Below are 25,768 nucleotides of genomic sequence, written 5' to 3' on the forward strand. Positions count from 1 at the left end.
AATTTAATCCTTTATTTTAGATTGATGGTGATATCTCGATTTAAACCATTAACCATAATTAAACGGCTACTACCATTCTGGTTAATATCGTAATTTGACGCATTGTAATTAAATTTATCGACAACATACGCGAGATTATCATTACCATTTTGTATTATCTTACTATCTTTATTCCATCCAGATTGAACTAGTAATGCATCATTATTACTGCCATTTTGGATAATGATTCCATTATTACCTATTCCGGATTGAATGATAGCAGCTTCATTGTTGGATCCAGTTTGTTTAATATTGGAAATATTATTCATCCCTCCTTGTGTAATGTGTGCAATGTTATATGAACCGCCTTGATTTATTTCTGATGTATTATTCCCACTAGAACCTGAAAAAACGAAATGTTTACTAACATCAACAAGGTCTGTAGTTTTGAAATTAAGCTCACTCTTACCAAGATCTCTATTCGCTAGGCAATTAAAAGATAAAAGTAAAGTTGCTAATTCTATTGTTATAATGATGGTTTTCATTCTGTTTATTCTTTCTTTATGAGAATACCATCGATTATGGTTGCGGCTCATAATTAACGCTATAAACTTTACACTGAATGTGATGGGGTTAATATTAATTAAATAGTGGTTATTTATATTGTTTTTATGATTATTTTTAATGAGTGGTTTTTAATTTATAATACTAAAGTTTATATAGCATATACTAATATATAACATTATTTCGTGATTGAAATAGTTCCAAGACATAGTGAAGTGCGATAACTCTTTGTATTTAAGGTGTTCCTAATTTTGTACGATGTTATAGCGGATTAATTTTAAAATTTAATGGATATTCTAGAGGGGTAGGCTAATCTTGATGAAGTGCTTATAAGATAATTACGAACTAAGTAAGGAGGCGATATGGCGTTAAATAGCCTTTTTCTAGTAGCCAATAGAAGTTTACAGTCATCGCTATTGAAAGAAAGTTTAGAAACAATAATTGACAAAAAAATCAATATGATGACTTTTTGTGAAATGGAGATCGCGATTGAGAAAAGCAAGAAGGATATGGGGTATGTGATTTTAGATTTGGAGTATGTAACTGACGAAATGATTCATAAGTACATCATTGCGTTGCAAAAAAATAATGTTCAAACAAAAGAAATACTCATCAATACCAGAGATGAGATACAACTTCCATTTGTATTAACTTTTCCTAATGTTGTTGGGATATTTTTCAAAGAAGTAAAATTAGATCATATATCGAAAGGCATAACATCGATTTTATCAGGTAAGATTTGGTTAAATAGAGATCTTTCACAGAAGATAATTGAATATTATCGGAGTAAAGATTTATTTAGCTCTAAGGTTTTTGCTAGCCTAACAGGGAGAGAAGAAGAAATATTAAAGTTACTTCTTATTGGAGCTTCTAATGTGCAAATTGCCGAGCAATTATTTGTCAGTGAAAATACAGTAAAAGCACATCTGTATCATGTGTTTAAAAAAATAAAAGTAAAAAATAGATTGCAAGCTTTGATGTGGGCGAAAAACTATAAATTTAATGGTGTAGCATGAAAAAACATACTGGTTTTCTATTGATTTATTTAGTATTTATGCCATTAGCGTTAGCAGAGAGTGTTAATGATTTAGGTAGTAACCCGTTAAAAGAAAAGATGATATTAAATAATGATAGTTTAATCAATGGTCTAATTGTAGATCAAACCATGACATTATTAGGAAAGAATTTTTATTTCTATTTCTCTCAGTTGATGAATGAAAGCCATGAAAAATTAAATGTTAACTTGCGTATTACAGAAAGGCCAACAGCATTATCGGGCAGCATAATCACAATATTTCATATTAATACCGCTATATATAGAACATCACTTTCTCCAGGAAGACAACAAGCAAAACTAAAAGCAGAAGAAGCACTGAGAAATATTAACTACTATTTAGTTAAGTGGAAGATTGAAAAACGATTTGAAGATAATAATGATCTTGCATCTGATGAGTTATAGAGGTGTATTTATGGAAAGAATAAAAAAGTATATTTTAGTCATAGGCTTAGCTTTGCCTTTTGCTAACGGATGTCTTGCGACAGAGCTAATTTACCAGCCCATTAATCCAAGTTTTGGTGGTAACCCTTATAATGGTACACATTTACTCAATGTTGCCAATGCGATCGATCAGTATGAGCCAGATAGTGATGGCTTTGGCCTCACCGCCGCCGACCGACTTGCCACTACACTAGAGTCGAGATTGTTAAATAATTTACTGGATGACGTTAGCTCTGGAAAAAGTGACAGTGGTCAATTAGAAACAAATGACTTCATTTTAAATGTATTGGACGATGGTAATGGAGGGTTAACTTTAAATATTTTCGATAAAATTACAGGAGAATCTTCCATCATAGAAGTGAGTGGACCACTGTCTAATTAAAAAGGGATTATTTATCATGTCTAAAATCTTGATGGTATTAATAACATTTGTGGTCGCTGGCTGCTCAAACTCGTTAGATATTCCGGACTCTGATGAAAGCTCTAAATTGATGTACCGAGGTGCTGCATATTCCGATCTCATTAACTTGCCAAAACCACAAGGTATTATCATGGTTTCGGTCTACGACTTCAGAGATCAAACTGGTCAATATCGTCCACAACCTAATAGTAATTTTTCCACTGCAGTCAGTCAGGGGGCGACCGCTTTACTTACGATGTCTCTTATTGATTCTGGTTGGTTTGCACCGTTAGAAAGGGAAGGATTACAAAATCTACTGACCGAACGAAAAATTATAAGAGCGGCGCAAAATCATGGAGAAGCATTCAACCATAATGGAACACTACCATCATTACAATCTGCTAACATATTGATTGAAGGTGGGATTGTTGCCTATGATACCAACATAAAAACAGGCGGTGTAGGGGCGCGTTACTTAGGTATTGGCTCGTCGGGTAAATATAGAACAGATCAAGTGACAGTTAACCTAAGAGCCGTCGATGTCCGCAGTGGTAAAATTCTCTCCAGTATCACGACCAGTAAAACCATCCTGTCTTATGAGTTAAGCGCTGGTGCATTCCGGTACATTGATTATAAAGATCTTCTAGAGGTTGAAATGGGGTATACCAACAATGAACCGGTCAATATTGCATTGATGTCGGCAATTGATACTGCAGTTATCTATATGGTGGTAAAAGGGATTCAAAATAGATTATGGAATCCTGCAAGTGTTGAAGAGTTAGAAAATGCCGTGTTCAAAAATTATGCTGATGACAAGGTCGAAATTTTATAATCTTGTTTTTGGTATGGTCTTAATGACAACATTCTAGAACTAAGTTAATATTTGCGACTCACTTCATAAAAATATGAAACCGTTTCAATCGGTACATATGAAGTGAGTAACTTTGAATTTTATATTCAGAGTTATCATTCGTATCCCATTGTAAAGTGCTTTACGAAGTGTTTGCTTAGCTTTTGGTTTGGCCGCTGATCAGTTAAGCATATGAACACACCATTAATGGTTACGCATAGCTGGCTATTACTTTGTAATGGTTTTTGTAACAAGCTCAGGTTTTCTTTCCTGAGCTTTTTTTATGCCTGAAATTTGATTTTATGGCACAATTGTTTATCTATTTCAGAGTTAATAAGTTCATTATTTTATGAAAATTTTACACACATCAGATTGGCACCTTGGCCAGAATTTTTTCAGTAAAAGCCGTAAACGTGAACATCAAAAATTTTTGCAATGGTTACTTGAGTTAGTAGAGAAGCAATCAATTGATACCATTATTGTGGCCGGAGATGTGTTCGATACCGGATCGCCTCCAAGCTATGCACGCGAAATGTACAATCAATTTGTGGTTGATGTGCATAAAACGGGTTGTACGTTAGTGGTTTTAGGTGGAAACCATGATTCAGTCTCGATGTTAAATGAATCGAAAGAATTACTCGCATGTTTAAATACTCATGTAATAGCCAATAGCAATGAAGATCTCACCAGTCAGGTACTTACCTTAAAAACGCAATCGGGAGAGGTTGGTGCAATATTATGCGCGGTACCATTTGTTCGACCTAGAGATGTGGTGCAAAGTCTTGCGGGTGAAACCAGCGTGGATAAAAAACAATCACTTGGACACGCGATAAAGCAGCATTACCACCAGTTGTATCAATATGCCGAACAAGTTCGAGATTCACTTGATGCACAACTGCCAATTGTCGCCACGGGTCATTTAACCGCAGTTGGTGTCACCGCATCCGAATCCGTTCGCGATATTTATATTGGCTCTCTTGAAGCTTTTGATGCAGGGGCTTTCCCTCCTGTGGATTATATGGCTTTAGGTCATATCCACCGCCCTCAGATTGTGGCTAAATCAGAATCTATCCGCTATTGCGGCTCACCGATCCCGTTAAGTTTTGATGAGATAAAAGGCTTTGATGAAATAAAGAGTATCGAGCAAGCAGAGGCTGGCACTCAGACTAGACAAAGAATTCAAATCGCGAACAAACAAGTGGTGGTTGTGGAATTTGATAATAACCAGAAAAAAATAACACCGACCTCTATTCCTATCTTTCAAGCGATGGCGGTCATCAAAGGTGATTTACAACAAATAGAACAACAACTGCAGCAGTTTACACAGGTAAAAGATACCGTATGGCTGTGCATACATGTCGAGGTGCAAGATTATTTATCCGATTTACAAGCTCGCATTCAAAGCTTGGTCGAAGGGCTGAATGTAGAAGTGTTGCAACTGCGCCGAACACGCTCCCAACAAGCAAAAGCATTGACTCAAATGCAAAATGAAACCTTGGCAGAGTTAAGCCCACAAGATGTGTTTGCGAAACGTTTGCAACTGGAGACGTTTGAAACCGAGATTGAGCAGCAAAGAAAAGCGAGGATCCTTGACCATTTTAAAGTGGTGTTATCGGAAGTAGAGTTGAAAGATCTGCCCGAAAATGATGCGGTAATGCCACAAGGAGACGTTAAATGAAGATTTTAAGTTTACGTTTTTCAAATTTGAATTCACTTAAAGGTGATTGGAAAATTGATTTTACTCAATCCCCTTTTGCTGAAAATGGATTATTTGCGATCACAGGTTCAACCGGCGCGGGTAAAACCACTATGTTAGATGCGATTTGTCTTGCCCTTTATCATCAAACCCCTCGCTTAGGACTGATCTCAACCTCTTCTAATGAAATTATGACGCGCGGAACCGCTGAATGTTTATCAGAAGTGGAGTTTGAAGTTAAAGGGATCGCATATCGCGCTTTCTGGAGCATGCGTCGCTCGCGAGGTAAAGCGGATGGCAACTTACAATCGGCGGTCGTCGAACTGGCAGAAGTCGCGTCAGGTAAAATTCTCGCCAGTCAAATAAAGCGAAAAGATAGCGTGATGAAATTATTGACCGGATTAGATTTTTCGCGTTTTACCAAGTCTATGATGTTGTCTCAAGGCCAATTTGCTGCTTTTTTAAATGCAAAAGAATCGGAGCGAGCGGAATTACTTGAAGAATTAACCGGCACTGAGATTTACGGTGATATTTCAGAAAAAGTTCATGAACACTTTACTGCTGCCAAGCAACAGCTTAGTGAGCTTGAATCTCAGGCCAAAGGTGTACAGCTGTTAACTGAGGAACAAATTAGCCATTTAACGCTTGAGGGTGAGCAATTATCTAATCAAATAAATCTAGATAAAAAGCAGCTACAGGAATGGCAACAGCATCTGCAATGGTGGCAACAACACGATAAATTGCAGCAAGCAAAACTCAACGCTGAAAATGCGATGACGGATGCTTTAACGGCCAAACAATTGGCTCAAACCGAATTGTCATTATTAGCCAACAGCGAACCGGCAGAAAAACTGCGAATGCCATTTCAATTATGGCAAGAATCAAGACAGCATAAAATACAGACTGACCAACAGTTAGCGAGCAAGAAGAAACAGCACCTTGAGCAAGAGGTTTCGCAGCTTAACGCTCAACAACAAGCCGAACAGGTTAATAGCCAACTGCAATCGCTTAAGCAACAACATCAAGACTTATTGACCTTAGTGGATGAAAAAGTTCAGCCTCTAGATAATGAAATAATGCATGCTCAAACACAGCAAAAAGAACAGCAAAATCTACTGAGTCAACAAGCATTGCAATTATCAGAGACTAAAAAACAGGCACAAAAGCTAGAACAACAACAGCAAAATACTCAACAACAATGCCAAGTGAGCCAAACTTATTTGCATCAGCATGCTAACGATCAAGCCATCGCACAATATATACATGCTTGGCAATTACAAGTTGGGCATATTGCGCAAAATGATCACAAAATGGCCACGTTAACTCAGAAGATAAACACCGAGCAAGACCAACAATTGCAGCTGAAGCAAAGGTGCGCTCAAGTAGAAATGCAATTGAACCAACAACAAACGGATGTGCATGGTAAAAATGCATTATATCAAGCCGCGCTTCAAGAGTGGCAAATTGAAACCGAGAATAAACATGATGAGCAGGATAAACTGCAGCAACTTGAAGCTCAATTAACGTTAAAATCACAACAGCAGCAGCAGGTTTTTCAGTTGAATGTGATCCAGCAATCATGGCTAAAATTATCGGCCCAAAATCAAGCTATCGCACCTCGTTTAACTGAGCAGGGTACCCAATTAGATCAACTTACCGAACAATGCACGACGCTGCGTGAAAGCTATAAAACCAAAGATGATTTAATTAAAAGTTATACTCAACTCATCGACCAAGATACCCATTTTTCTGACTATCGAGCTCAATTGTCACAAGGAAAAGCGTGTCCACTTTGTGGTGGATTAGATCACCCTTTAATACAATCGGGTCAAGCTTTGTCTCGCTCACAATTGAGCATTAACAAAGAACAAGCAGAGCAGGAAAAACAACAGATTGAATCACAGGGAATATTGGCGCGAACACAATTAGATTCGGTGCGCAGACACATCGATGAATTGAGCAAACAGCAAGCTCAATCGGCGCAAGACATCGCCGATCTGGAACAGCAATGGGTTGAGAAAATAAACCGTGCGTGCGTGGGGTTAGATTCGCTATTATCGGAAATTAATCAGCCTGAAAAAATAAAACAATTAGAGCACCAGTTACCGCGCGAGATTGATGATTTAATGCATCGTATTCACCAATACAAAAAAATTGAGAAACAGGTATCGACGAGCAAAGAAGCGTTGGTGTCGAGTGAACGATTATTGGAACGATCGCAGTCTGATGTTGCCACTCTGAAACTGCAACAGCAAACACAACAATCACAGATTGAAGATTCAGTATTACAAAAGCAAAATTTGGCGAGCGAAAGCAGTAACATTTATCAGGCGTTATGCCGTCAATGGCAGGCGTTGGGGTATGCACTACCGCAAGCTGAGGCGGGTGAAAGTACGGTGCCGCATAGCGTGATGGCAGATTGGCTGTCAGATAAACAACAAGCTGCCCAGCAATGGCAAAAACACCATGAAACAAATACTGATCTGCAAAATCAATTGGTTCGTTTGCAAGAACAAATATCGAACGCTGCGAGTACGTTGCAAGACAAACAAGTGACGGTCGATAAAATGCAGCATACTCAATTAGAGGCGAGCAATAAACTGGATCATTTACGCCTACAAAGGCGCGCTGTGTTCGATGATAAACTTGTCATGGATGAAAAGCGACATAGCCAAATAGCACTCGAACAGGCAGAAAAGCAGTGTCACCAAGCGCAGAGGCTATTTCAGCAATTGAATACGCAACAACAGACGTTATCAGCCGAAATAGATACCATCGCGCAACAATTACAACAGTTAGAGAGCCGATACCAACAAAGAGAGTCAGAGTGGCAGCAGCAGTTACAACAAAGTCCATTTGACACTCAGCAACAATTTGAGGCGGCATTATTAACGACCGAAGATCGGAAAAAATTGTTGGTATTACAAAAAGATATCACCAATCGTATTGAGCGCCAAACGGCCTTAGTTGACAATGCCACCTCGCAGTATCAGCAGATCATGCAACTTGAACAAGCCAAGCAATGGTTATCCGTTAGCCCGAATAGTGTCGAACAGAATATCCAGTCTTTAAGTGATAATATCGAACAAAAATCTCACCGAGCAGGTCAAGTTGAGCATGAGATCGAGTCAGATGTGCAGCGCCGAGCAGGGCAGCAATCTTTGTTTGAAAAAATTGAATCGATGCGCTCAACGTATGATGACTGGCAATATTTACATTCCCTCATCGGTTCTAAAAGTGGCGATAAGTTTAGGAAATTTGCTCAAGGCTTAACCCTCGATAATTTGGTGTATCTGGCGAATAAACAGCTAAACCGTTTGCATGGACGTTATTTATTGCAACGTTCAGGCTTGGCGATGGCAGAGGAGGCAACGAGTTCTAACTTATTATCGATAGAGGGATTGGCCCTTTCTGTGGTGGATACTTGGCAAGGGGATACGATTCGAGACACCAAAACCTTATCTGGAGGGGAGAGCTTTTTAGTCAGTTTAGCCTTGGCATTAGCCTTGTCGGATCTGGTCAGCCATAAAACCAGTATCGATTCGTTATTTTTAGATGAAGGTTTTGGCACATTAGATGCTGACACTTTAGATATGGCGTTAAATGCATTAGATAACTTAAATGCCTCGGGTAAAATGATTGGTGTGATCAGCCATATTGATGCAATGAAAGAGCGGATCCCAGTTCAAATCAAAGTACATAAGAAAAGTGGTTTAGGGATCAGTGAGCTTGATCAAAACTATCGACATCACACTCAAACTCAAGACAAGGAAATGGCATGAACAATATTATTGTCGATGGAAAGAAAATAAAACCGTCCAAAGTGGTTTGTGTCGGGCGCAATTATGCCGAGCATATCAAAGAGCTTAATAATGTGATGCCAGATGAAATGGTGGTCTTCAATAAGCCTAATTCTGCCATTAGCGCAACCTTAACTTCATTTCATCAAGAGCCGTTGCATTATGAAGGTGAAATCTGCTTTGTGATAAAAAGTAAAAAAATTCATGCGGTTGGATTTGGCTTGGACTTAACCAAGCGCCAATTACAATCAAAGTTGAAAGGGAAACAACTGCCATGGGAAAGAGCAAAAGCATTTAATGGTGCGGCAGTACTCAGTCAGTTTGTTTCGATCTGTAATGGAGATTGGCAAGGCTTATCTTTAGAGTTATTAATTAATGGCGTTAAGGTACAAGCCGGTGGCGTGAATCAAATGCTCTATACTCCGGATCATATTGTGCAAGAAGTATTAAGCTACAGTAAGCTTGAAAATGGCGATGTGATCATGACGGGTACGCCAAGTGGTGTAGGGGTAGTACATCAAGGTGATATTTTCACTGGCCGTATTAAGCAATATGAACATGTGCTTTTAGAGGCGCAATGGGTTGCGGAATAATAGTGACAGAAAGAGTCTAAAAAACTTATCGACAGTATTTGTTAATGAAATGTACTCTGGTTCATTATTGATTCTCATAATCTTAAGGTTTCAATCTATCACTTTGATTTTATGCATTAAATTTAATTATGTTAAATATCAAACATTCTGGCATTGTTATTAGGTTGTAAATTAGAAAAACTAATGTGAAAATGTGGTTTTTCTCATTATGACTTATGCGAAATTGTTCGTATTATCGCCATATATTAATAAGTTAATAAGAGTGAGAAGCCAGATGACACAAGCAATTTTAGATACTGTTGCCACACCATCAATGGACCAAAAAGCCTACTCGGTTAGCTTCAAAGGATTGATTCAGCATTTTTCAGATGTACTATTTGGCAAAAGCCAAGTAACGAATGCCGTCACTAATGATACGTCAGCGTTATCTGAACATTTGCGCAAGGATCTTGGGTTGTACTAACCCATTAGATTTCAACATTGCTTTATGAATACGAAAACCAGCCTAGTGCTGGTTTTTTTATGCCCGTATATAAAACGGGAGTATTATTATTTTAATCGAGGGCTGAGAGCTAATGTCATGATTTTGTCAAAGAAATAGTCAATAAATGTGATAGCTGGGGGTTTGCAATAATTTTTGATAATAAAAAAGTATGAATTTAATTTTTTATAATCTAAACTTTAATAGTATAAAAATTAAATTGGTTATCTACCGATAGGATGAGGTATGTTGGAAAAATTCAGTTGCAATCATATAGTTTTAGTGAGTAAAAATGAAAGTTTATTCCCTATTTTAAATGAGGTTTTCCAGCGACTGTCTCCAAGACCAGATAAATTTTATTACGAAAAAAACTTTAATTTTTTAGATAAAAAACAACATCATAATAAGTTGGTTATTATAGATTTTAATACAATTAAAATTCCGACAAATTTCTCTCCTACAGGTACGAGACAAAGCTACAAGTGTCTTGCTATCAATACTAAGCTGACTTTTGACTTAGCTAAGCGCTTTCTAACCCTAGGTTATGTTGGTGTGATAGACCAACCAATGCTTATGGAGCAACTCCCTAAAGCTGTCCGTTCAATTCTAAATGGCGAGTATTGGTATTCTCGCATTGTACTTTGTTCTGTGATTAAACCTGAAAATCATAAAGAAATGGATTTAGATGATGTACTTAATAAATTATCTCAAGAATACGATTTAACATTAAAAGAAACTAATACTTGTAAGTTTATGCTGGAAGGATTGACTAATAGTCAGATAGCGGAAGAAAATCATGTCAGTATTAATACTATAAAAACGCATAGTTTAAATGTTTTCAACAAACTGCAAATACATTCAAGAAAAGAGTTAATAAACTTTGTAACTGATAAATTTGAGAATAACATCTCACCTGAAAATCACCCGCTCAATCAGATTAAATCACCCGTTTAGGATGAGGCAGGTATCTTCGTAACTGACTAGTATTTGATTGCTGGCCGAGTCTGGCATTTAAAAACAATATATTTTACGAGGGATTGACAATGAAAATGAAATTACTAGCGGCTTCTGCTGCACTCGCTTTTGCTCCAACTTTTGCAAACGCGGCGATTGATTTAAATGCTAGTGATACTGTTAGCTTTAATCTTAGCGGTGTCATTGAAGAGTATTGTGTGATGGAAGTGGTTGATGATAACGCAGGTGTGCTACAGTTAGAAAATTCGGTATTAAATAACTTTGGTTCAGTCAAAGTATGGTGTAACAATGGTACTGGTTTTGCTGATGTTAACGTAACTTCAGCTAACTCTGGTAAGTTAGTTGGCGGTACGTATGGAGAAGAAATTACTTATTCATTTCGTTTCCATGAAAATGATCACCCTCTAACTACATCAGCTAATGACTATTTAATACATCGTGCTGGTAAACCGCATATTCTATTAACACAAACATCAAATATTGTTACAGAAATCTGGACTAAGAAAAATGCCGCGGGTACTCATACTTTAACTGAGCTTGCAGCAGCGCCACCTATTAAACAACTTTACCTTCAAACTGAAGATGTAATGGCGACTACAGTTGCTGATACATATGCAGATGTTTTAACTCTAAAAATCGGTCCTGTAGGCTCATTATAATTGATAATTTGATTGCAGGATAGTTTAAGCGAACCATATTTGTGGTTCGCTTCTTTTACAAGGATGGTTTTTATGAAGCAGATTTTGATGCTTATTGTTTGTATTTTAGTATCAAGTAATAGCTATGCTTTTCGGGTTGAGCCTTTTTTACAAGCAATGGAACCGCTAGGAAAAAAAGCATCAGCGACGTTTAAAGTGATCAATGATTCAGATAAACCTCTTCCTATAGAGACGGAGATATTACGTGCTCATGTGAATGAACAGGGCAAGGAAGTCACACAACCTGATGATAGTTTTTTTCTTATACCTCCCCAAACAATGATACCGCCTCAATCGTCACAAGTTTTTCGACTCAAATATATCGGTGAGCCTATTCTTTCTCAAACCGAAGCTTATCGTTTGGTTTTTAAGCAATTATCCCTTGATGAAAATCAGGGGAAATCAGGCGTTCAACTTCTTTTTCATTTCAATGTTTTACTTTTAGTCTCACCTAAAGACGCTAAATCGAATTTAATTACCAATATAGCGGATCACAAAGATAAAAAATCAATTGATGTTAAATTGAAAAATGAAGGTAATAAGTATGTTGACCTCTCTAAATTAAATATGAACGTTGTAGGAAGCGAAGGGGAAAATACCCTTAAATGGTTCCAATATTCACCTATCACTGGTTTTCAAATATTATTACCTCAACGTGAGAGGCAGTTTGTTATTGAATCTGGGGATATCCCGAATGTAGGGACCGTTAAGACTGTCGATTTTAGTGAATAATATCAAACGCATTTGTTGGGTATATTTAGCAACGCTTTCCTTTTCTGTACAAGCGGCAACGTGGTGGATCGAATTGCCAGTACAGATAGAAGGAAAGGTGGTAACCCAATTAGAAATAGAAACAGATGGCATGACAGTAGAAAAACTGGATGTTGAACGAGTGACCAATGCGTTTAAAGGCTTGGTGAGTTCTGAGTTATTACAAAAAATAAGTAACCAAGAGCACGGTGATATCACAATCGAAGAATTGAATAGTTATGGTATTCATTTGAACTTCTCCCCACAAAACTTGCAATTTGATCTGACTCTTGATTCTGGTGCGATGGCGATGTCATCGTTAGATTTTGGCTATGACTATCAAGTACCCGATTATTCTTCCAGTGCTAATGTCACCTTTCAAAATGCGTTTAATTTTATCAATCGTTATGACTTCGAAGAGAAACTATCTGAAAATACGATTGAAATTACTGGCGCATTAAATTTATTTGGTGTTTATGGTGCCAATCTCATTTGGAATGGCAACATTGACTTTTCTGGCGAAGGTGAAATAACCGAAAGCAGAGGCCCTGTCTTACTTTATTTTGATCAACCCCAAATCCCCATGCGTATTTCTATGGGGGAGATGGATACATCATCAACGAATAATTTATCTTCTATTACCATCACAGGGCTTTCTATTTCTCGTAGTCAAAATACGCTAAGACCCTTAGAAACGACGACAACGGCGCCAAATCAGGTTTTTGAATTAACGGAGTCTGCTGATGTTAGTATCTTAATTAATGGTCGTTTATTTAATACAATTAAATTGCGTCCAGGTCGCTACTCATTAGATGATCTGCCTATTTCAAGTGGTGCGAATGACATATCATTAGTGATAAATTATTTGTCTGGAAAACAAGAAATTAAAGAATTTAGTAATTTTTATTCGGCAGCGCCATTAGCCAAAGGGTTTGATGATTTTAATTTATCCACCGGAATAGTTTCTGACTACAGTAGTGATGGATTGAAAGCAACATACCAAGAAACATGGATTGCTTCAGGATTGTATCGTTATGGACTCACTGATGGGATAACCCTAGGTGCTATTAGTACTTATCATCCTGATGCTCAGATTGTCGGGCTTGACCTTGTATTCACATCTTCGTTAGGTACATTATCCCTAAGACCAAGTATCAATTTATTATCTGAATCTATAAATGACAATCTAGCGCTCAAAGGTTTTGCTGGGGGAGATGAATCATTGGCATTAAGTGTAGATTACTCTCAGACATTTTTTGCAACCACCACTTTTACCGGGACAGATATTCGATTGAATGCGAATTTCCTACAAAATTATTCTGCCCAACCATGGTTTTTAAATAGTGACCAATTCGACACCAGTAATACTTATATTGTCAGCATTGGTCAGGGTATCACTGAGCAACTAAGTTTAGATTTAAGTGGGCAGTATCAAGAATTGTACTTTTATAATGATACCTATAATGGCAAGGCTTTATTATCTTTTCAATGGGATAGTTTAACCGCTAAAACGGGAATCGAGTATTATTCTGATTCTGAAAATTTCACGGCGGAAACCCGATATATCTTTAACGTCACTTGGAGTGGAATGATTTCAGATTCATCTATTTATGGCTCATTATCTTATGATCAGAGAGGAAACTATACTCGAGCAGAACTGAGTTCGGATTCGGCTAAATATGTAGGCGATCTGGATGGTTCAGTTTCTTATACATACGTCGATAATAACTCTTCAGCTTCGGTTGAATCAAATTATATTGCGAATCGGTTTAGAGGCAGAATGAACTATAATTATAAATTAAATCAGGATAAAGAGTCATCATCTTCGTTAACCAGTAATATATCGACGACTTTTGCTTTTGTTGATGGGCGAGTATCTTTATCTCCACAACCCATCGGAGCGCTTGCAATGGTTGATGTTCATGATTCTTTGACTGCGGATGTCTTAATTAACCCTTCAAGGGATGAATATGAAGGCGTTGCCAGTCGATATTTATCGACACATACGGCTTTAAGTTCGCATATAACAAGTAGAGTCATTATTGAATCACCAGACGCACAGGTTGGTTATAATTTAGGGAGTGGCTCGTACAATGTCACCCCTGGTAGTTTAACTGGGCATATACTAGAAGTCGGCTCTGATTTTTCTAATACCGTCATTGGGCAATTTATAGATCAAGATTCAAAGCCAATTGCATTGAAGGTTGGAAAGGCTTATCAGGGCGATCACTCGGTGAGTTTTTTTACTAATAGTAATGGCAGGTTTGCTTTAGAGGGGGTTTCAACCGGTATTTATAATGTCGAAGTCTCTTTTGACGGGCAAGTATTTAAAGGGAAATTGGATATCCAACCTGAATCTAATCTTTTGTATAGAGCAGGTACTGTTATCCTTCAACGGACTCAAGCTCCATAAGGGGGTAGATATGCATAATGTATTAAAAATTTTTGTTGTTATATTATTTTCTACTATGAGTATGAAAAGCTTGGCTCAATGTGAGGTTAATTGGAGTATTACCGAATCTCCTGTTGGAGTGATATTGCATCAAGGTAAATATGTTTTACCTGTCAAGGTTGTGGTGAATAGCACAAACGAAAGTTGTACGACTTACTTAGCTTTAAATGCTAAAAAAACAATTGTTTTCCGGTCTGGTCGAGATGCTTTTAAAGCTAAAATTCTAGATAATCAGATGAATAGGATACCTATTTGGAATGAAAAGTTCCTATTACCGTTAAAAGATAATGAAGCACATGTCTACCTTGTTCTTCGTTCACCATTTGAATTAATGCCAGGAAACTATTCTACATTCTTTGATTTTTTAATTTTTGATGCAAAAAAGAAAATAGTTAATACCTCTAGCGTATCATCTCAAAGTGTCAGTTTTTCAGTTGAACCAGTTGCATCCGTACAAGTAAGAGGGAAAAGGCAAACCAATCATTATGGTAACTATGAAATTGATTTTGGTAATCTGTATAAAGGAAACACACAAAAAGTAATGCTATTATTTAACAGTAATACATTAACTCAAGTTTCTATTGAATCAAAGAACGGAGCATTAGTTAATGCCAGAAATAATGAATACCGCATTCATTATGAAGTGATGCTTGATGTGCGACAAAAATTTAAGTTTCAGCCGTCAAAATCAAATAAAACAGCAGTGTTTGAAAGGGTATCAGGGAAAGGCAAGAAGCTGGTTAAAATGCAAATGCGAATTTTAGATGACACTAAATCTGCACTTGCAGGTCAATATCAAGATAATTTAATTTTGACGATTGGACCTCAACTTTAAATATTCAAAAGTGCTATTTTTGACAAGCTATTATTTAAGTTGGATATGAAAATGGCGTTAAATCAAAGGATTAACGCCATTTTTAAATAAATGATTTGTTAGTTTTACTTCTTACGGCAGTACTCAGCAATTAAGTACATAGATTGACCGTTTGCTTTACCTGAAATCAAACGCGGATCAGCGTCTAGGCTAATGTTACGAACGACAGTACCTTGTTTGATAATAGTTGAAGATCCTTTAACCGGTAAATCTTTAGTAACAGTCACATCATCACCTTTTTGAAGAACAACGCCATTGATATCGCGCGCTTTTTCTTCGTCTTCATCCATGCCGATTTCTGCCCAGTTTTTGGTTTCTTCTTCGATATACATCATATCAAGCAACTCGTTAGCCCAAGTTTCACCTTGACGAGATAGGTTGGTCAGTTGACGCCAAGCCAGAACTTGCACTTGAGGTACCTGACTCCACATACTGTCATTTAAGCAGCGCCAGTGGTTAACATCCATGCTTTCTGGTGACTCAACCTGTGCGCGGCAAGTACCACAAAGAATGGTAGCGTGATCGACAGTGATGTATGTGTGAGGCGCTACAACAAAAGGAGCAAGATCAGAAGTAGAAGAGCAAAGCTCACATTTTGAGTCGCAACGAGCGAGTAAAGTCGATTCAGTTGACATAGATATTCACCTAAAATTTATCGGGTTTGTTTTCAATCCGCTATTATCCATGTATCACTAAAGCACTTCAAGGCGAAAGATTTGTTAATGACAGTATGTATAAAGCTAGGTAGACGAATTGTTTTATTTGTGTAAAATTAGAGCGATAAACTTAAAGATAGAAGCAAGGAACACAATGACCAAGCTAATATTTGGAATTATTTTGATTGCGATGGGGGTTGGTCTTGGTATTAAATATCAAGATCCAATCATGGATATGCTGAATTTAAGACAAGCAGAAGAAATTCAAGATGGCTATGAAGATGCCAAAGATAGCTTACAGTCAGGTATGAGTTCATTGTCGGATACGGTGAGCCAATTAGCTCAATAATACTTCCGATTAAGAAATAACATGACGGAAAATGTCATTCACAAAAAAGAGACGTTGCTTAATCGTAACGTCTCTTTTTGTATCTAATGGTAATCCTCCCATTTCTAACTGTTGTTAAAAGTAGAAGTTAAGCGACCATCAATGGTGGTCTACCACCATTGGCTTTATGAGGCCGTTCATTATTATAAAACCAAAGCCAATTGGTTGCATAGTCTTGGACATCTTCCAATGACTCGAAAATGTGCTTACTCACCCAACTGTATCGAATGGTTCGGTTATGCCTTTCAATATAAGCATTTTGTTGTGGATTCCCCGGTTGAATGTAATCAATCCGGATTCCATGTTGTTTTGCCCAGTTAGTAAATTCATGACTAATGAATTCAGGCCCATTATCACATCGGATAGCGATTGGTTTTAGGCGCCATTCTAGAAGTTGATCCAACGTGCGAATAACTCGTAAAGCAGGTAAAGAAAATCCTGCTTCAATTGCTAAACCTTCTCGACGATAGTCATCAATCACATTAAATAAACGGTAATTTCGGCCGTCCGATAACTGATCATGCATAAAATCTATAGACCAAACTTGATCAGACCGGAGCGGTTCCTTTAATGGTTCTGGTTTATTACGTTTTAATCTTCGACGCGGCTTAATACGAAGATTTAAGGCTAACTCACAGTAAATACGATAAACGCGTTTATGATTCCAACGATAGCCTTTTACATTACGTAAATAGTCAAAGCACAAGCCAAACCCCCAATCACTTTGAGTTGATGTGAGTGAGATTAACCAATCAGCAATTAAATCATTTTTAGCACTCAGTTTAGGCTGATATCGATAACAGGTTTCACTTACGTGAAACCATTCGCATGCTTTTTTAATACTGACTAAATGTTTCGCCACCGAACTCTGAGCCATAACACGACGCTCACAGGGCTTCACCACTTTTTTGACATAGCATCTTGAATAACTTCAGCTTTTAGCCGTTCTTCAGCATACATTTTTTTGAGTCGACGATTTTCATCTTCAAGCTCTTTTAATCGAGCCATTAACGAGGCATCCATACCACCATATTTTGCACGCCATTTATAAAAAGAAGCGTTACTCATTCCATGCTCACGACAAAGCTCAGGCACAGGAGTGCCTGCTTCAGCTTGTTTTAGTATGGAGAGGATCTGACTGTCCGTGTATCGTGATTTTTTCATATTGAATCTCCTACGTTTAGATTACGAGAAAATTCTACTTTTGCCAGCAGTTATTTTTCGGGGGGATTACCTAATCTCTATTAATGGGCATTTTGTCCTGTGTGTGTAAACCCTTCATAAGCTAAAAACATGCCTAAGCCAATTGCTGGTAATAAAATCACAACATTTTTTAGAAAATCTAATTGACTATAAAAATTAATTGGATTGAGTAAATCAGGCGATTGGACAAGGTAATGATCTGGAGAACCAAGCATGGTAAGTATATACACTATTGCTGGGACACCAAAAATACCAAAGATGAACCCAACGACAGCTGCTAATATTTTATTTAACATATTCATATTATCACCCCCGCTTTTCAACACCATTATCGTTTTTATTGATGGCATCAATATACGACTGTCTTTAGTTGAAGAACTGTTGATTAGTCCATTTAATTTCTATGTTTTTTAGATTACTCCTGTTATAAAAAAGTAAATTCGGGATAGATCACAAAGGTTAGTTTCTATACAAAAAAGATCGGAGATTGGTCACAATCAGCGATCTTTTATCTATAAACATAGGTACATTTTCTACAGGTAAACTAATCTTAGTTAATCCAATCTAAGTGACATTAAGTATAGCTTATTGCTACAGATTGTTTGACATTCGGCGTTATAAATTGCCGCCGATACCAATGCTAGGGTTGACATAGACTGGTCCAATTTTAAATGGCGCTCCAATGTCTAAATTGGCATAAGGAGTACAAGAAGCCAAAAGTAATACAGTTGCTGTTAACGCAATAATTCGTTTTAAATTCTTCATTTTTTGCTCTCCTGTATGACAAAGCCTGCGCCAGCAGGATCACGGATGATGGCAACAGTACCATTGCGAACGGCTTTCGTTGGGGCCATTAATACCACGCCGCCATTTTGTTTTACTTTCTCAATCGTCGTTTTTACATTATCGACTCTTATGTAGTTAACCCAAGTGGTACTGACATCAGCGTTAGGCTTTTTAACAAAACCAAAAGCAGGTTTGTTGTTAATCGTTAAATACTGATAACTATTTTTCGCCAGTGTTTTTTCACCGCTTTTATACTGCCCAAGTTGCTGATAAAACGCTTGGCTTTGCGCGACATCTTGGGTCCACACTTCTTGCCACATCCAATTACCTGATTGTTTCGGCAGTGTAACTGGGTCGCCTGATACGGTATTGAGAACAGAGAATACGGCCCCTTGAGGATCTTGCAATACGGCAATATCACCACTACACACGTCCTTTTAAAGTGGTTTTCTTAATTAAGGTTTTGCCACCGGCTTTTTCTGACAAGCTTACGGTTTGGTCAATATTGTCAGTTGAAATAACCGGTAACCAATAGTTGGTATTGCTGTTCGCCGGCAGTTTTTCCATACCGGCAATGTATTGTTCTTGATATTGGATCAGGCTGTAATCATCGTTAATGGCTTCAAATTTCCAGCCAAAACATGTTGGTAAAAAGGTTTAACTTGCTCTGGATTGGTGGTTGCCAAATCGCGCCAAACAATCGTGCCGGGGGTTTTAACGCTACTATCGGTTAAAGCGGGAAAGGTCATGGATGGCGATCCACTACAAGCAGCAAGCAATAATGTTATTGCACCTGCAATGGGCAGTGAAAACCATTTTTTTGCCAGTATTTCATTATGTCTGTCCTTGTTTGGTTAAAAATGTAATGGTTTAATGATCTTGGAGGGTTCTATAGCCTATAATTGACTGCAATATAGGAACCTAACTATGAATATTAACACTCGAAAAAAACGACTAAATTACACACATAAACAAAAGCACGAGTACGCCAGATTGATGATTGAAGAGCATTATACCAATCAACAAATTATGGATATATCAGGCGCTGGCGCTACTGCGGTTGCTCGTTGGAAAAAGCAGTACATAGATGAACAGCGTGGTGAATTCGCACCCGATAAAGTGCCTTTAGATGCCGATAAACGATTAATCGAAGAACTGAAAAAAGAGTTGGCAGAATCAAGAGAAGATGTTCGATTGTTAAAAAAAGCAACCGCCTTGTTCATACGCGACAATCCAAACTTGAAGTGATTCAACAACTGAGCAAGGCAGAGCCTAAAATTTCTATTCAGAGATTATGTGGGCTGCTTGAGTTACCCATATCAAGCTATTACTACACGCCAGTGACTCGAGTTGCCGATGAGGTGCTCGGGAATAAAATGAAGACTATTTTCGAAGACACTTTTTATTGTTATGGAAAGCGACGATTGGCTTTTGAGTTGAATAAAGAAGAATCCGTCACTGTTGGTTTATTTAAAACCGCTAGGCTAATGAAAACATTATAATTAGTCGCTAAGCGACCGAAGAAACCACACTATTATGCTCAGGGAAAAGAACGACCGACTACACCAAACTTATTAAAAAGAGCATTTAACCCGACTGATTTGAATACTCATTGGGTTGGCGATATTACGTTTATTCGCTCACATCAAGGTTGGAGCTATTTAGCCACAGTGATGGACTTGGCGAATCGAGAAATTGTTGGTTATGCACTGTCGAAAACACCGGATGCCCAGTTGGCTAAACAAGCTTTAACGAATGCGATTGCTCAGCATAAACCAACAACGAAGGGGTTGATGTTTCACTCCGATCAGGGTGTACAATATACGGCAAAGTTATTCCAAGAAACGCTTCTCGATCACAACATGATACAAAGTATGAGTCGGCGAGGGTGTTGCTGGGACAATGCCGTACAAGAACGATTCTTCCGCAATTTGAAAACGGAATATCTGAACGACCTAAGCTTCATCAATCACCCATCGGTGGTAACCGCCGTCGAACGGTATATTAGCTTCTACAACTACAGACGATTGAACTCCGCGATTGATTATCTAACGCCAGTTCAAAAGCGCCAAGAATTACTAAAAGTGGCTTAGAACTCCTACAGGATTGCTTGACCATTACAAAAGAGCGAATCGAAGGAAGGGGTAAAAATAGTGTCATGTCGAAGATATTGAAATTATATGGGATTTTTTTGCTACGGGTAACTGTTTTAATGTCGCTTACCTCAAATAGCGAGCAAATTTCCTATGTCACTTCAAATAAAGAGAATATTTCTTAAATAATGTAAGCACATGTATATTCATCAACTATTCTTAATTGTGATGGAAGCTGGTTGTTTTCTTTACCAAGTTAATACTAAAAGTAAAGTCAGCAACTTTCAAAACAATCAGGATCAGATGAGATGCGTATGTTTAAACAATTATGGTTAGTCAGTTTAGGGTTATTGGGTTTCGGAGTTATCCCAGCGACAGCTCAAGCGGATGAGCAATATGATACCGGCCAGAAAAAAGCCGCGGTTTGTATGACTTGTCACGGTAAAGCGGGGGTCTCAGATATCGCTATTTATCCTAACCTGCAAGGGCAGAAATTTGAGTATTTAGTCACCACACTTAAAGCTTATAAACGACGTCAACGAACAGGGGGGCTTGCGTTAGTGATGTATGAACAAGCCGATAGCCTGACCGAGCAAGACATGAAAGACATTAGTTATTTCTTTTCCAAAGTCACTTCTCAATCCATATCAGAACCAACTCAATCCAAACCTGAACCTAGCGCACAATAGCGTTAAAACGTGATGGATGGAGATAACAAGGAGGTGAACAATGGAAATTAATTACGATATGAAAGTGGTGAAATATTTCATCATTACCAGTTTGATCTGGGCGCTACTCGGTATGACTGTTGGGTTAATACTTGCAGCGCAACTTTATTGGCCAATACTCAATTTTGATTCTGAATACTTTCAATTTGGTCGATTACGCCCCTTGCATACTTCTGGGGTTATTTTTGGTTTTGTAGTCAATATTTTGATGGGGACGTCACTGTATATTGTGCAACGTACCAGTAAAACGACACTGTTTAATAAAAGTTTAGCTTGGATGGTGTTCTGGGGTTGGCAATTAGTCTTAGTGCTGGCGTTGATCACATTGCCATTAGGCTGGACCAGCTCAAAAGAATACGCTGAACTTGAATGGCCAATTGATATTTTAATTGCCGTGGTTTGGGTGATGTACGCAGTATTATTTTTTGGCACTATTGGCCAACGAAAAGTACAACACATCTTTGTGGCAAACTGGTTCTTCGGCGGCTTTATTATTGTGATCGCGATGATTTTTATCGTTAATAACTTGGAGATACCGGTTAACTTGACTAAATCGTATTCTGTTTATGCTGGCACGCAAGACGCCATTGTTCAGTGGTGGTGGGGGCATAACGCGGTTGGTTTCTTGTTAACTGCAGGGATCATTGGTATGAACTACTACTTCATCCCTAAAGCGTCCGAACGACCTATCTATTCCTATCGACTTTCTGTGGTTCACTTTTGGGGCTTGGTAGGTTTTTATACTTGGGCAGGTACTCACCATTTAATTTATTCTTCTGTGCCAGATTGGTTGCAAAACCTCGGTATCATCATGTCATTATTATTATGGCTGCCATCTTGGGGCGGGGCATTTAATAGCTTAATGACACTGCTTTCAAATAAAGAAAAACTGAAACATGACTATGTGATGCTGTTCTTCCTTTCTGCGGTTATTTACTACGCGTTGGCAACCTTTGAAGGTCCACTATTAGCGATCCGCTGGTTTAATATGATCGCACATAATACCGAATGGATTGTTGGTCATGTGCATTCTGCCGCATTAGGTTGGGTGGCAATGTCTGGCTTTGCAGTGTTCTACTACTTTATTCCGCGTTTATGGGGACATAAAGACATGTGGTCACGTCGGTTGGTCAAATGGCATTTTTGGTTTGCACATATCGGGATTGCGATTTACGCGGTTGCACTTTGGATTGGCGGGATCGGTCAAGGTTACATGTGGTTAAAACAAAACGATGATGGCTCTTTAATGTACACCTTTGTTGACGCCATGAACTTTGTTGCGCCATGGATGCTTGCGCGCTTTATTGGTGGAGCGTTCTTTGTTGCTGGGGTGATATTGATGATTTATAACCTTTATCGAACGCTTTCTTTGCCGCTCAACGATACAGACAATGACGTTAATAACAAAGCGGCTGGTTTAGATAACGGTAACTTAGACACGAATAACTTAGGCGCGAATAGCTTAGGTGCGAATAACATCGCCACGAAAACCACAGACCAAGAGGGTAAAGCTTATGTTAAATAAAGATTTTACTCAGTCGGTTTGGATCCTGATTTTTTCTACCATTGGGGTCGCGAGCTTCTCGTTACTGGCTTGGGTGGTGCCAGATCTGTTTATGAAAGATGAACAGATCAAAAAATCGACTGTACTCCCTTATACCGCTTTGCAGTTAGCCGGACGAGATATTTACATTAGTGAAGGTTGTCATACTTGTCACTCGCAGATGGTGCGTCCATTACCTGCAGAAGTAGCACGATATGGCGAACCAACCAAAGGTGAGGATGATATTTATGAATACCCAAATCTCTGGGGTTCTAAACGTACCGGTCCTGATTTGGCTAACGTTGGGCGTAAATATTCTGACCGTTGGCATGAGATCCATTTAATGGATCCTAGGAATGTGGTACCAACCTCAATCATGCCTTCTTATCCGTGGCTATTTACTAAGGTATTAGACGGTGAAGATATTGCCGACAAAATGGAAACGCTTAGGATCTTAGGCGTGCCTTATACCGATGATGAAATTGATCGGGCGCGTTTGCAGGTGAAAAATAAAACCTATGCTGATGCATTGATCAGTTATCTGCAGAGTCTAGGGGAATAAGGAGGCAGCATGTTAAGTACATTTTGGAGTGCGTGGGTCATTATTCTTACCGTGATTTTCTTGGTCATTATGGGGTATGTCATTTGGCATTATTGGCATAAAAATCATGAGGCGGATGCGGATAAAGCGTTACATGTTTACGATGGTATTGCGGAAAACGATGCCAAATTACCAATGGTATTGCTGTATTCATATTTGATTGCCTTTATTGCCAGTGCGATTTTCTTTGTGTTGTATCCGGGGATGGGAAATTGGCAGGGTTTAATGAATTGGCATTCAACCGATGAACTACAACAATACGATACCAAGATCATTGATAAAAAATTGGCGGCGTTACAGTCCGATTCAAAGACATTAACCCAGTTAAGCCAAAACGAAGACATTGTCGGTTATGGTGAAAAGCTATTTAATAACCACTGTGAAGCCTGTCATGGTAAAAATGGGCAAGGGCAGTTGCACTTTCCTAATCTCGTCGATAATGAATGGATTTATGATAGCAGTGATGCGGGGATCATAAGTTCGATCACCCATGGTCGTCATGGGGTGATGGTCGGTTGGAAAGATGTATTAACCGAGCAACAAATTGAGGATGTCTCGACCTATGTTGCCAGTTTACAAACCAATCGCGCAGTTCCTGCGGCAAAAGTGCAACGCGAACAAGGTCAGCAACTGTTTGAGTATAATTGTGCCGCGTGTCATGGCGATGCTGGCACTGGTAACACTCAAATTGGTGCCTACAACTTAACCGATGATACTTGGGTTCACGGTGGCAATATTGCGCAAATACAAACGACGGTACGCGAAGGGTTAGATTCGGTGATGCCTGCCTTCGATAAGCAATTATCCAAAGCGCAAATTACCGCCTTGGGTGCTTATTTGACCCATCAACGGTTAAAAGGGCAAAAGCAAGTGACTGCGCTCGATGCCGATATGGTTAAACGAGGTGAATACCTAGCTTATGCAGGAGACTGTGTGGCTTGTCATACCGCTGAAAATGGCGAACTATTTGGTGGTGGATTGGCTTTCCCAACCCCATTTGGTGCCTTGTATTCAACTAATATTTCGACTCATGTTGAGCGAGGGATTGGCAGTTATACTTACCAAGAGTTCCATGATGCGGTGCGTTTAGGCGTGGCCAAACACGGCAACTTATACCCAGCAATGCCGTACACGTCTTATCAATATATAACCGAGGAAGATACTCAGGCGTTGTGGGCTTACATGCAATCGTTGACCCCAGTGAGCAGTCCAAATATACCAAACGGTATGATATTTCCGACCAATATTCGATTGGGAATGTGGGCGTGGAATTTGGTGTTCTTTGATGAAGATAAGCTGACCTACCCACCAGAGGCTAGCGATGCTTGGAAGCGAGGAAAGTATCTCACTATGGGCTTAGGGCACTGCGCTGAGTGTCATACGCCGCGTAATGTCGCGCAAGCATTAGAAGAGGATAATCCTTTCCAAGGCAATATCATTGATCATTGGAATGCGCCGGATATTACTGCTAATGAGTTACATCAACATGGTTGGGAAGTGAAAGACATTAGCGACTTCTTAAAAACAGGGCATTCCTCTAAAGGAACGGCGTTTGCTGGTATGGCCGATGTGGTGAAAAACAGTACTCGTTATATGACCCGTGATGACTTGGATGCGATTGCCGAATATTTATTAACCGGAGATGAAGGAAACCGCTTGGATCCTGCTACGAAACCATTACAACCAAGTGGCTTTAGTGTGGCGGATAAACAAACCAAAGAGTATCAAATCTTTGCCGAAACTTGTGGTGCTTGTCATGGACCAGACGGTAAAGGACGCAAAGATATTGCTCCAGCACTGTTAGGTAACGGTATTATTGCTCACTCAGAACCTTACAACACGGTTGCAGTAGTATTGCGCGGTTTATCACCGGATTATCTTGAGCCGAATCGTGATTACATGCCAATGAGTAGCTTTAACGATATTGCAGGCGATGCTGAAATGGCACGCATGATCAGCTTTATTCGCGATAAGCTTGGCGCTCGATCTGAACCTGTTACGAAAGAGATGGTAAAAGAGATCCGCATTAGCCTTGAAAAAGGAGGCGTTACGGGAGGGGTCCATGAAACAGGCAAGTGAGGTCACACAGTGGAAAACCGATAGCGTTTGATACGTTGGCTAGCTTAGCCGGTTGTACGCATCAACAGTAAACATGATTAT

At 38.8% G+C, this 25,768-nt stretch carries 24 protein-coding genes and 2 pseudogenes; 19 read left to right on the forward strand and 7 right to left on the reverse strand.

What is annotated here, in order from left to right:
* Positions 1-11 precede the first annotated feature (11 nt).
* A complete protein-coding gene (locus GFB47_RS12720; RefSeq protein ID WP_178306507.1) occupies positions 12-524 on the reverse strand; it encodes a hypothetical protein in 513 nt (170 codons plus the stop codon).
* Between the two features lie 381 nt (positions 525-905).
* On the opposite strand from GFB47_RS12720, the gene GFB47_RS12725 reads away from it, so the two are divergent.
* The 13 genes from GFB47_RS12725 to GFB47_RS12785 all read left to right on the forward strand — a co-directional run bounded on the left by GFB47_RS12725 (position 906) and on the right by GFB47_RS12785 (position 15,571).
* On the forward strand, positions 906-1,559 hold the full coding sequence (locus tag GFB47_RS12725) for a LuxR C-terminal-related transcriptional regulator (RefSeq protein ID WP_153448423.1): 654 nt from the start codon (positions 906-908) through the stop codon (positions 1,557-1,559).
* Entirely contained in the window at positions 1,556-2,002 is a 447-nt protein-coding gene (locus GFB47_RS12730; RefSeq protein WP_153448424.1) for a CsgE family curli-type amyloid fiber assembly protein, read from the forward strand. The genes GFB47_RS12725 and GFB47_RS12730 overlap by 4 nt, the downstream gene beginning before the upstream one ends.
* Before the next feature lie 10 nt (positions 2,003-2,012).
* Positions 2,013-2,423: a curli assembly protein CsgF gene (locus GFB47_RS12735; RefSeq protein ID WP_153448425.1), complete on the forward strand. Its 411-nt coding sequence runs from the start codon at positions 2,013-2,015 to the stop codon at positions 2,421-2,423.
* A gap of 16 nt (positions 2,424-2,439) precedes the next feature.
* The gene (locus GFB47_RS12740) at positions 2,440-3,273 is read left to right on the forward strand and encodes a CsgG/HfaB family protein (RefSeq protein ID WP_153448426.1); all 834 of its coding nucleotides are present in this window, start codon (positions 2,440-2,442) and stop codon (positions 3,271-3,273) included.
* 367 nt (positions 3,274-3,640) lie between these two features.
* The gene (gene sbcD, locus GFB47_RS12745) at positions 3,641-4,969 is read left to right on the forward strand and encodes an exonuclease subunit SbcD (RefSeq protein WP_153448427.1); all 1,329 of its coding nucleotides are present in this window, start codon (positions 3,641-3,643) and stop codon (positions 4,967-4,969) included.
* The gene (locus GFB47_RS12750; protein WP_153448428.1) at positions 4,966-8,769 is read left to right on the forward strand and encodes an AAA family ATPase; all 3,804 of its coding nucleotides are present in this window, start codon (positions 4,966-4,968) and stop codon (positions 8,767-8,769) included. The genes sbcD and GFB47_RS12750 overlap by 4 nt, the downstream gene beginning before the upstream one ends.
* Positions 8,766-9,380 (forward strand): fumarylacetoacetate hydrolase family protein, encoded by a 615-nt coding sequence (locus GFB47_RS12755; RefSeq protein ID WP_153448429.1) that lies wholly within the window; start codon positions 8,766-8,768, stop codon positions 9,378-9,380. Before GFB47_RS12750 ends, GFB47_RS12755 begins: the two co-directional genes overlap by 4 nt.
* 274 nt (positions 9,381-9,654) lie before the next feature.
* Positions 9,655-9,843: a hypothetical protein gene (locus tag GFB47_RS12760; RefSeq protein WP_153448430.1), complete on the forward strand. Its 189-nt coding sequence runs from the start codon at positions 9,655-9,657 to the stop codon at positions 9,841-9,843.
* A 264-nt stretch (positions 9,844-10,107) separates the two neighbouring features.
* Positions 10,108-10,815 carry a helix-turn-helix transcriptional regulator gene (locus GFB47_RS12765; protein WP_153448431.1) on the forward strand — a complete coding sequence of 236 codons (708 nt, stop codon included), beginning with the start codon at positions 10,108-10,110 and terminating at the stop codon, positions 10,813-10,815.
* An 89-nt stretch (positions 10,816-10,904) separates the two neighbouring features.
* On the forward strand, positions 10,905-11,495 hold the full coding sequence (locus GFB47_RS12770) for a hypothetical protein (protein WP_153448432.1): 591 nt from the start codon (positions 10,905-10,907) through the stop codon (positions 11,493-11,495).
* A gap of 72 nt (positions 11,496-11,567) precedes the next feature.
* The gene (locus GFB47_RS12775) at positions 11,568-12,266 is read left to right on the forward strand and encodes a fimbrial biogenesis chaperone (protein WP_178306508.1); all 699 of its coding nucleotides are present in this window, start codon (positions 11,568-11,570) and stop codon (positions 12,264-12,266) included.
* Entirely contained in the window at positions 12,259-14,697 is a 2,439-nt protein-coding gene (locus tag GFB47_RS12780; RefSeq protein WP_153448434.1) for a hypothetical protein, read from the forward strand. The genes GFB47_RS12775 and GFB47_RS12780 overlap by 8 nt, the downstream gene beginning before the upstream one ends.
* A 10-nt stretch (positions 14,698-14,707) precedes the next feature.
* Positions 14,708-15,571, forward strand: coding sequence for a C2 domain-containing protein (locus GFB47_RS12785; protein ID WP_153448435.1), 864 nt, complete (start codon positions 14,708-14,710; stop codon positions 15,569-15,571).
* 104 nt (positions 15,572-15,675) lie between these two features.
* Here GFB47_RS12785 and GFB47_RS12790 read toward each other — a convergent pair whose 3' ends face one another.
* A complete protein-coding gene (locus GFB47_RS12790; protein WP_153448436.1) occupies positions 15,676-16,245 on the reverse strand; it encodes a PhnA domain-containing protein in 570 nt (189 codons plus the stop codon).
* A gap of 175 nt (positions 16,246-16,420) precedes the next feature.
* Here GFB47_RS12790 and GFB47_RS12795 point away from each other — a divergent pair, with 175 nt between their 5' ends.
* Entirely contained in the window at positions 16,421-16,615 is a 195-nt protein-coding gene (locus GFB47_RS12795; protein WP_153448437.1) for a YtxH domain-containing protein, read from the forward strand.
* Positions 16,616-16,742: 127 nt separating this feature from the next.
* Here the strand turns inward: GFB47_RS12795 and GFB47_RS12800 are convergent.
* The 5 genes from GFB47_RS12800 to GFB47_RS16520 form a co-directional block, all read right to left on the reverse strand.
* Positions 16,743-17,818, reverse strand: a protein-coding gene (locus GFB47_RS12800) for an IS3 family transposase (RefSeq protein ID WP_153448438.1) whose coding sequence is annotated in 2 segments (ribosomal slippage) — positions 16,743-17,566 and positions 17,566-17,818 — 1,077 coding nt in all. Because the reading frame shifts where the segments join, the coding sequence is not laid out codon by codon here.
* An 80-nt stretch (positions 17,819-17,898) separates the two neighbouring features.
* Positions 17,899-18,159, reverse strand: coding sequence for a hypothetical protein (locus tag GFB47_RS12805; RefSeq protein ID WP_153448439.1), 261 nt, complete (start codon positions 18,157-18,159; stop codon positions 17,899-17,901).
* Positions 18,160-18,472: 313 nt separating this feature from the next.
* Positions 18,473-18,622, reverse strand: coding sequence for a hypothetical protein (locus GFB47_RS12810; RefSeq protein ID WP_178306509.1), 150 nt, complete (start codon positions 18,620-18,622; stop codon positions 18,473-18,475).
* Positions 18,619-19,074, reverse strand: coding sequence for a VOC family protein (locus tag GFB47_RS16515; protein ID WP_218619104.1), 456 nt, complete (start codon positions 19,072-19,074; stop codon positions 18,619-18,621). The genes GFB47_RS12810 and GFB47_RS16515 overlap by 4 nt, the downstream gene beginning before the upstream one ends.
* Complete coding sequence (locus tag GFB47_RS16520; RefSeq protein ID WP_203218769.1) at positions 19,067-19,210, reverse strand: hypothetical protein; 144 nt, start codon at positions 19,208-19,210, stop codon at positions 19,067-19,069. The genes GFB47_RS16515 and GFB47_RS16520 overlap by 8 nt, the downstream gene beginning before the upstream one ends.
* A gap of 360 nt (positions 19,211-19,570) precedes the next feature.
* On the opposite strand from GFB47_RS16520, the pseudogene GFB47_RS12820 reads away from it, so the two are divergent.
* The 5 genes and pseudogenes from GFB47_RS12820 to ccoP all read left to right on the forward strand — a co-directional run bounded on the left by GFB47_RS12820 (position 19,571) and on the right by ccoP (position 25,687).
* Positions 19,571-20,736 (forward strand): annotated as a pseudogene (locus tag GFB47_RS12820) (IS3 family transposase).
* A gap of 314 nt (positions 20,737-21,050) precedes the next feature.
* Positions 21,051-21,425 carry a c-type cytochrome gene (locus GFB47_RS12825; protein ID WP_153448440.1) on the forward strand — a complete coding sequence of 125 codons (375 nt, stop codon included), beginning with the start codon at positions 21,051-21,053 and terminating at the stop codon, positions 21,423-21,425.
* A 40-nt stretch (positions 21,426-21,465) separates the two neighbouring features.
* A pseudogene (gene ccoN / locus GFB47_RS12830) lies at positions 21,466-22,875 on the forward strand (cytochrome-c oxidase, cbb3-type subunit I); the annotation flags it as partial.
* A 103-nt stretch (positions 22,876-22,978) separates the two neighbouring features.
* Positions 22,979-23,569: a cytochrome-c oxidase, cbb3-type subunit II gene (gene ccoO / locus GFB47_RS12835; RefSeq protein WP_153448441.1), complete on the forward strand. Its 591-nt coding sequence runs from the start codon at positions 22,979-22,981 to the stop codon at positions 23,567-23,569.
* A 9-nt stretch (positions 23,570-23,578) separates the two neighbouring features.
* Positions 23,579-25,687: a cytochrome-c oxidase, cbb3-type subunit III gene (ccoP, locus tag GFB47_RS12840; RefSeq protein WP_153448442.1), complete on the forward strand. Its 2,109-nt coding sequence runs from the start codon at positions 23,579-23,581 to the stop codon at positions 25,685-25,687.
* The last annotated feature ends 81 nt before the right edge of the window (positions 25,688-25,768 follow it).

The organism is Vibrio algicola (assembly GCF_009601765.2).
GTDB lineage: Bacteria > Pseudomonadota > Gammaproteobacteria > Enterobacterales > Vibrionaceae > Vibrio > Vibrio algicola.

What these genes read in the sequence shown, in the direction of transcription:
- GFB47_RS12790 (WP_153448436.1), bottom strand. Translation starts at nt 16,245, where the DNA reads ATGTCAACTGAATCGACTTTACTCGCTCGTTGCGACTCAAAATGTGAG.
- GFB47_RS12785 (WP_153448435.1), top strand. Translation starts at nt 14,708, where the DNA reads ATGCATAATGTATTAAAAATTTTTGTTGTTATATTATTTTCTACTATG.
- GFB47_RS12770 (WP_153448432.1), top strand. Translation starts at nt 10,905, where the DNA reads ATGAAAATGAAATTACTAGCGGCTTCTGCTGCACTCGCTTTTGCTCCA.
- GFB47_RS12760 (WP_153448430.1), top strand. Translation starts at nt 9,655, where the DNA reads ATGACACAAGCAATTTTAGATACTGTTGCCACACCATCAATGGACCAA.
- ccoO (WP_153448441.1), top strand. Translation starts at nt 22,979, where the DNA reads ATGTTAAATAAAGATTTTACTCAGTCGGTTTGGATCCTGATTTTTTCT.
- GFB47_RS12750 (WP_153448428.1), top strand. Translation starts at nt 4,966, where the DNA reads ATGAAGATTTTAAGTTTACGTTTTTCAAATTTGAATTCACTTAAAGGT.
- GFB47_RS12740 (WP_153448426.1), top strand. Translation starts at nt 2,440, where the DNA reads ATGTCTAAAATCTTGATGGTATTAATAACATTTGTGGTCGCTGGCTGC.
- GFB47_RS12805 (WP_153448439.1), bottom strand. Translation starts at nt 18,159, where the DNA reads ATGAATATGTTAAATAAAATATTAGCAGCTGTCGTTGGGTTCATCTTT.
- GFB47_RS12795 (WP_153448437.1), top strand. Translation starts at nt 16,421, where the DNA reads ATGACCAAGCTAATATTTGGAATTATTTTGATTGCGATGGGGGTTGGT.
- ccoP (WP_153448442.1), top strand. Translation starts at nt 23,579, where the DNA reads ATGTTAAGTACATTTTGGAGTGCGTGGGTCATTATTCTTACCGTGATT.
- GFB47_RS12720 (WP_178306507.1), bottom strand. Translation starts at nt 524, where the DNA reads ATGAAAACCATCATTATAACAATAGAATTAGCAACTTTACTTTTATCT.
- GFB47_RS12730 (WP_153448424.1), top strand. Translation starts at nt 1,556, where the DNA reads ATGAAAAAACATACTGGTTTTCTATTGATTTATTTAGTATTTATGCCA.
- GFB47_RS12775 (WP_178306508.1), top strand. Translation starts at nt 11,568, where the DNA reads ATGAAGCAGATTTTGATGCTTATTGTTTGTATTTTAGTATCAAGTAAT.
- GFB47_RS12755 (WP_153448429.1), top strand. Translation starts at nt 8,766, where the DNA reads ATGAACAATATTATTGTCGATGGAAAGAAAATAAAACCGTCCAAAGTG.
- GFB47_RS16520 (WP_203218769.1), bottom strand. Translation starts at nt 19,210, where the DNA reads ATGGAAAAACTGCCGGCGAACAGCAATACCAACTATTGGTTACCGGTT.
- GFB47_RS12735 (WP_153448425.1), top strand. Translation starts at nt 2,013, where the DNA reads ATGGAAAGAATAAAAAAGTATATTTTAGTCATAGGCTTAGCTTTGCCT.
- GFB47_RS12725 (WP_153448423.1), top strand. Translation starts at nt 906, where the DNA reads ATGGCGTTAAATAGCCTTTTTCTAGTAGCCAATAGAAGTTTACAGTCA.
- GFB47_RS12825 (WP_153448440.1), top strand. Translation starts at nt 21,051, where the DNA reads ATGTTTAAACAATTATGGTTAGTCAGTTTAGGGTTATTGGGTTTCGGA.
- GFB47_RS12810 (WP_178306509.1), bottom strand. Translation starts at nt 18,622, where the DNA reads ATGAAGAATTTAAAACGAATTATTGCGTTAACAGCAACTGTATTACTT.
- sbcD (WP_153448427.1), top strand. Translation starts at nt 3,641, where the DNA reads ATGAAAATTTTACACACATCAGATTGGCACCTTGGCCAGAATTTTTTC.
- GFB47_RS12765 (WP_153448431.1), top strand. Translation starts at nt 10,108, where the DNA reads ATGTTGGAAAAATTCAGTTGCAATCATATAGTTTTAGTGAGTAAAAAT.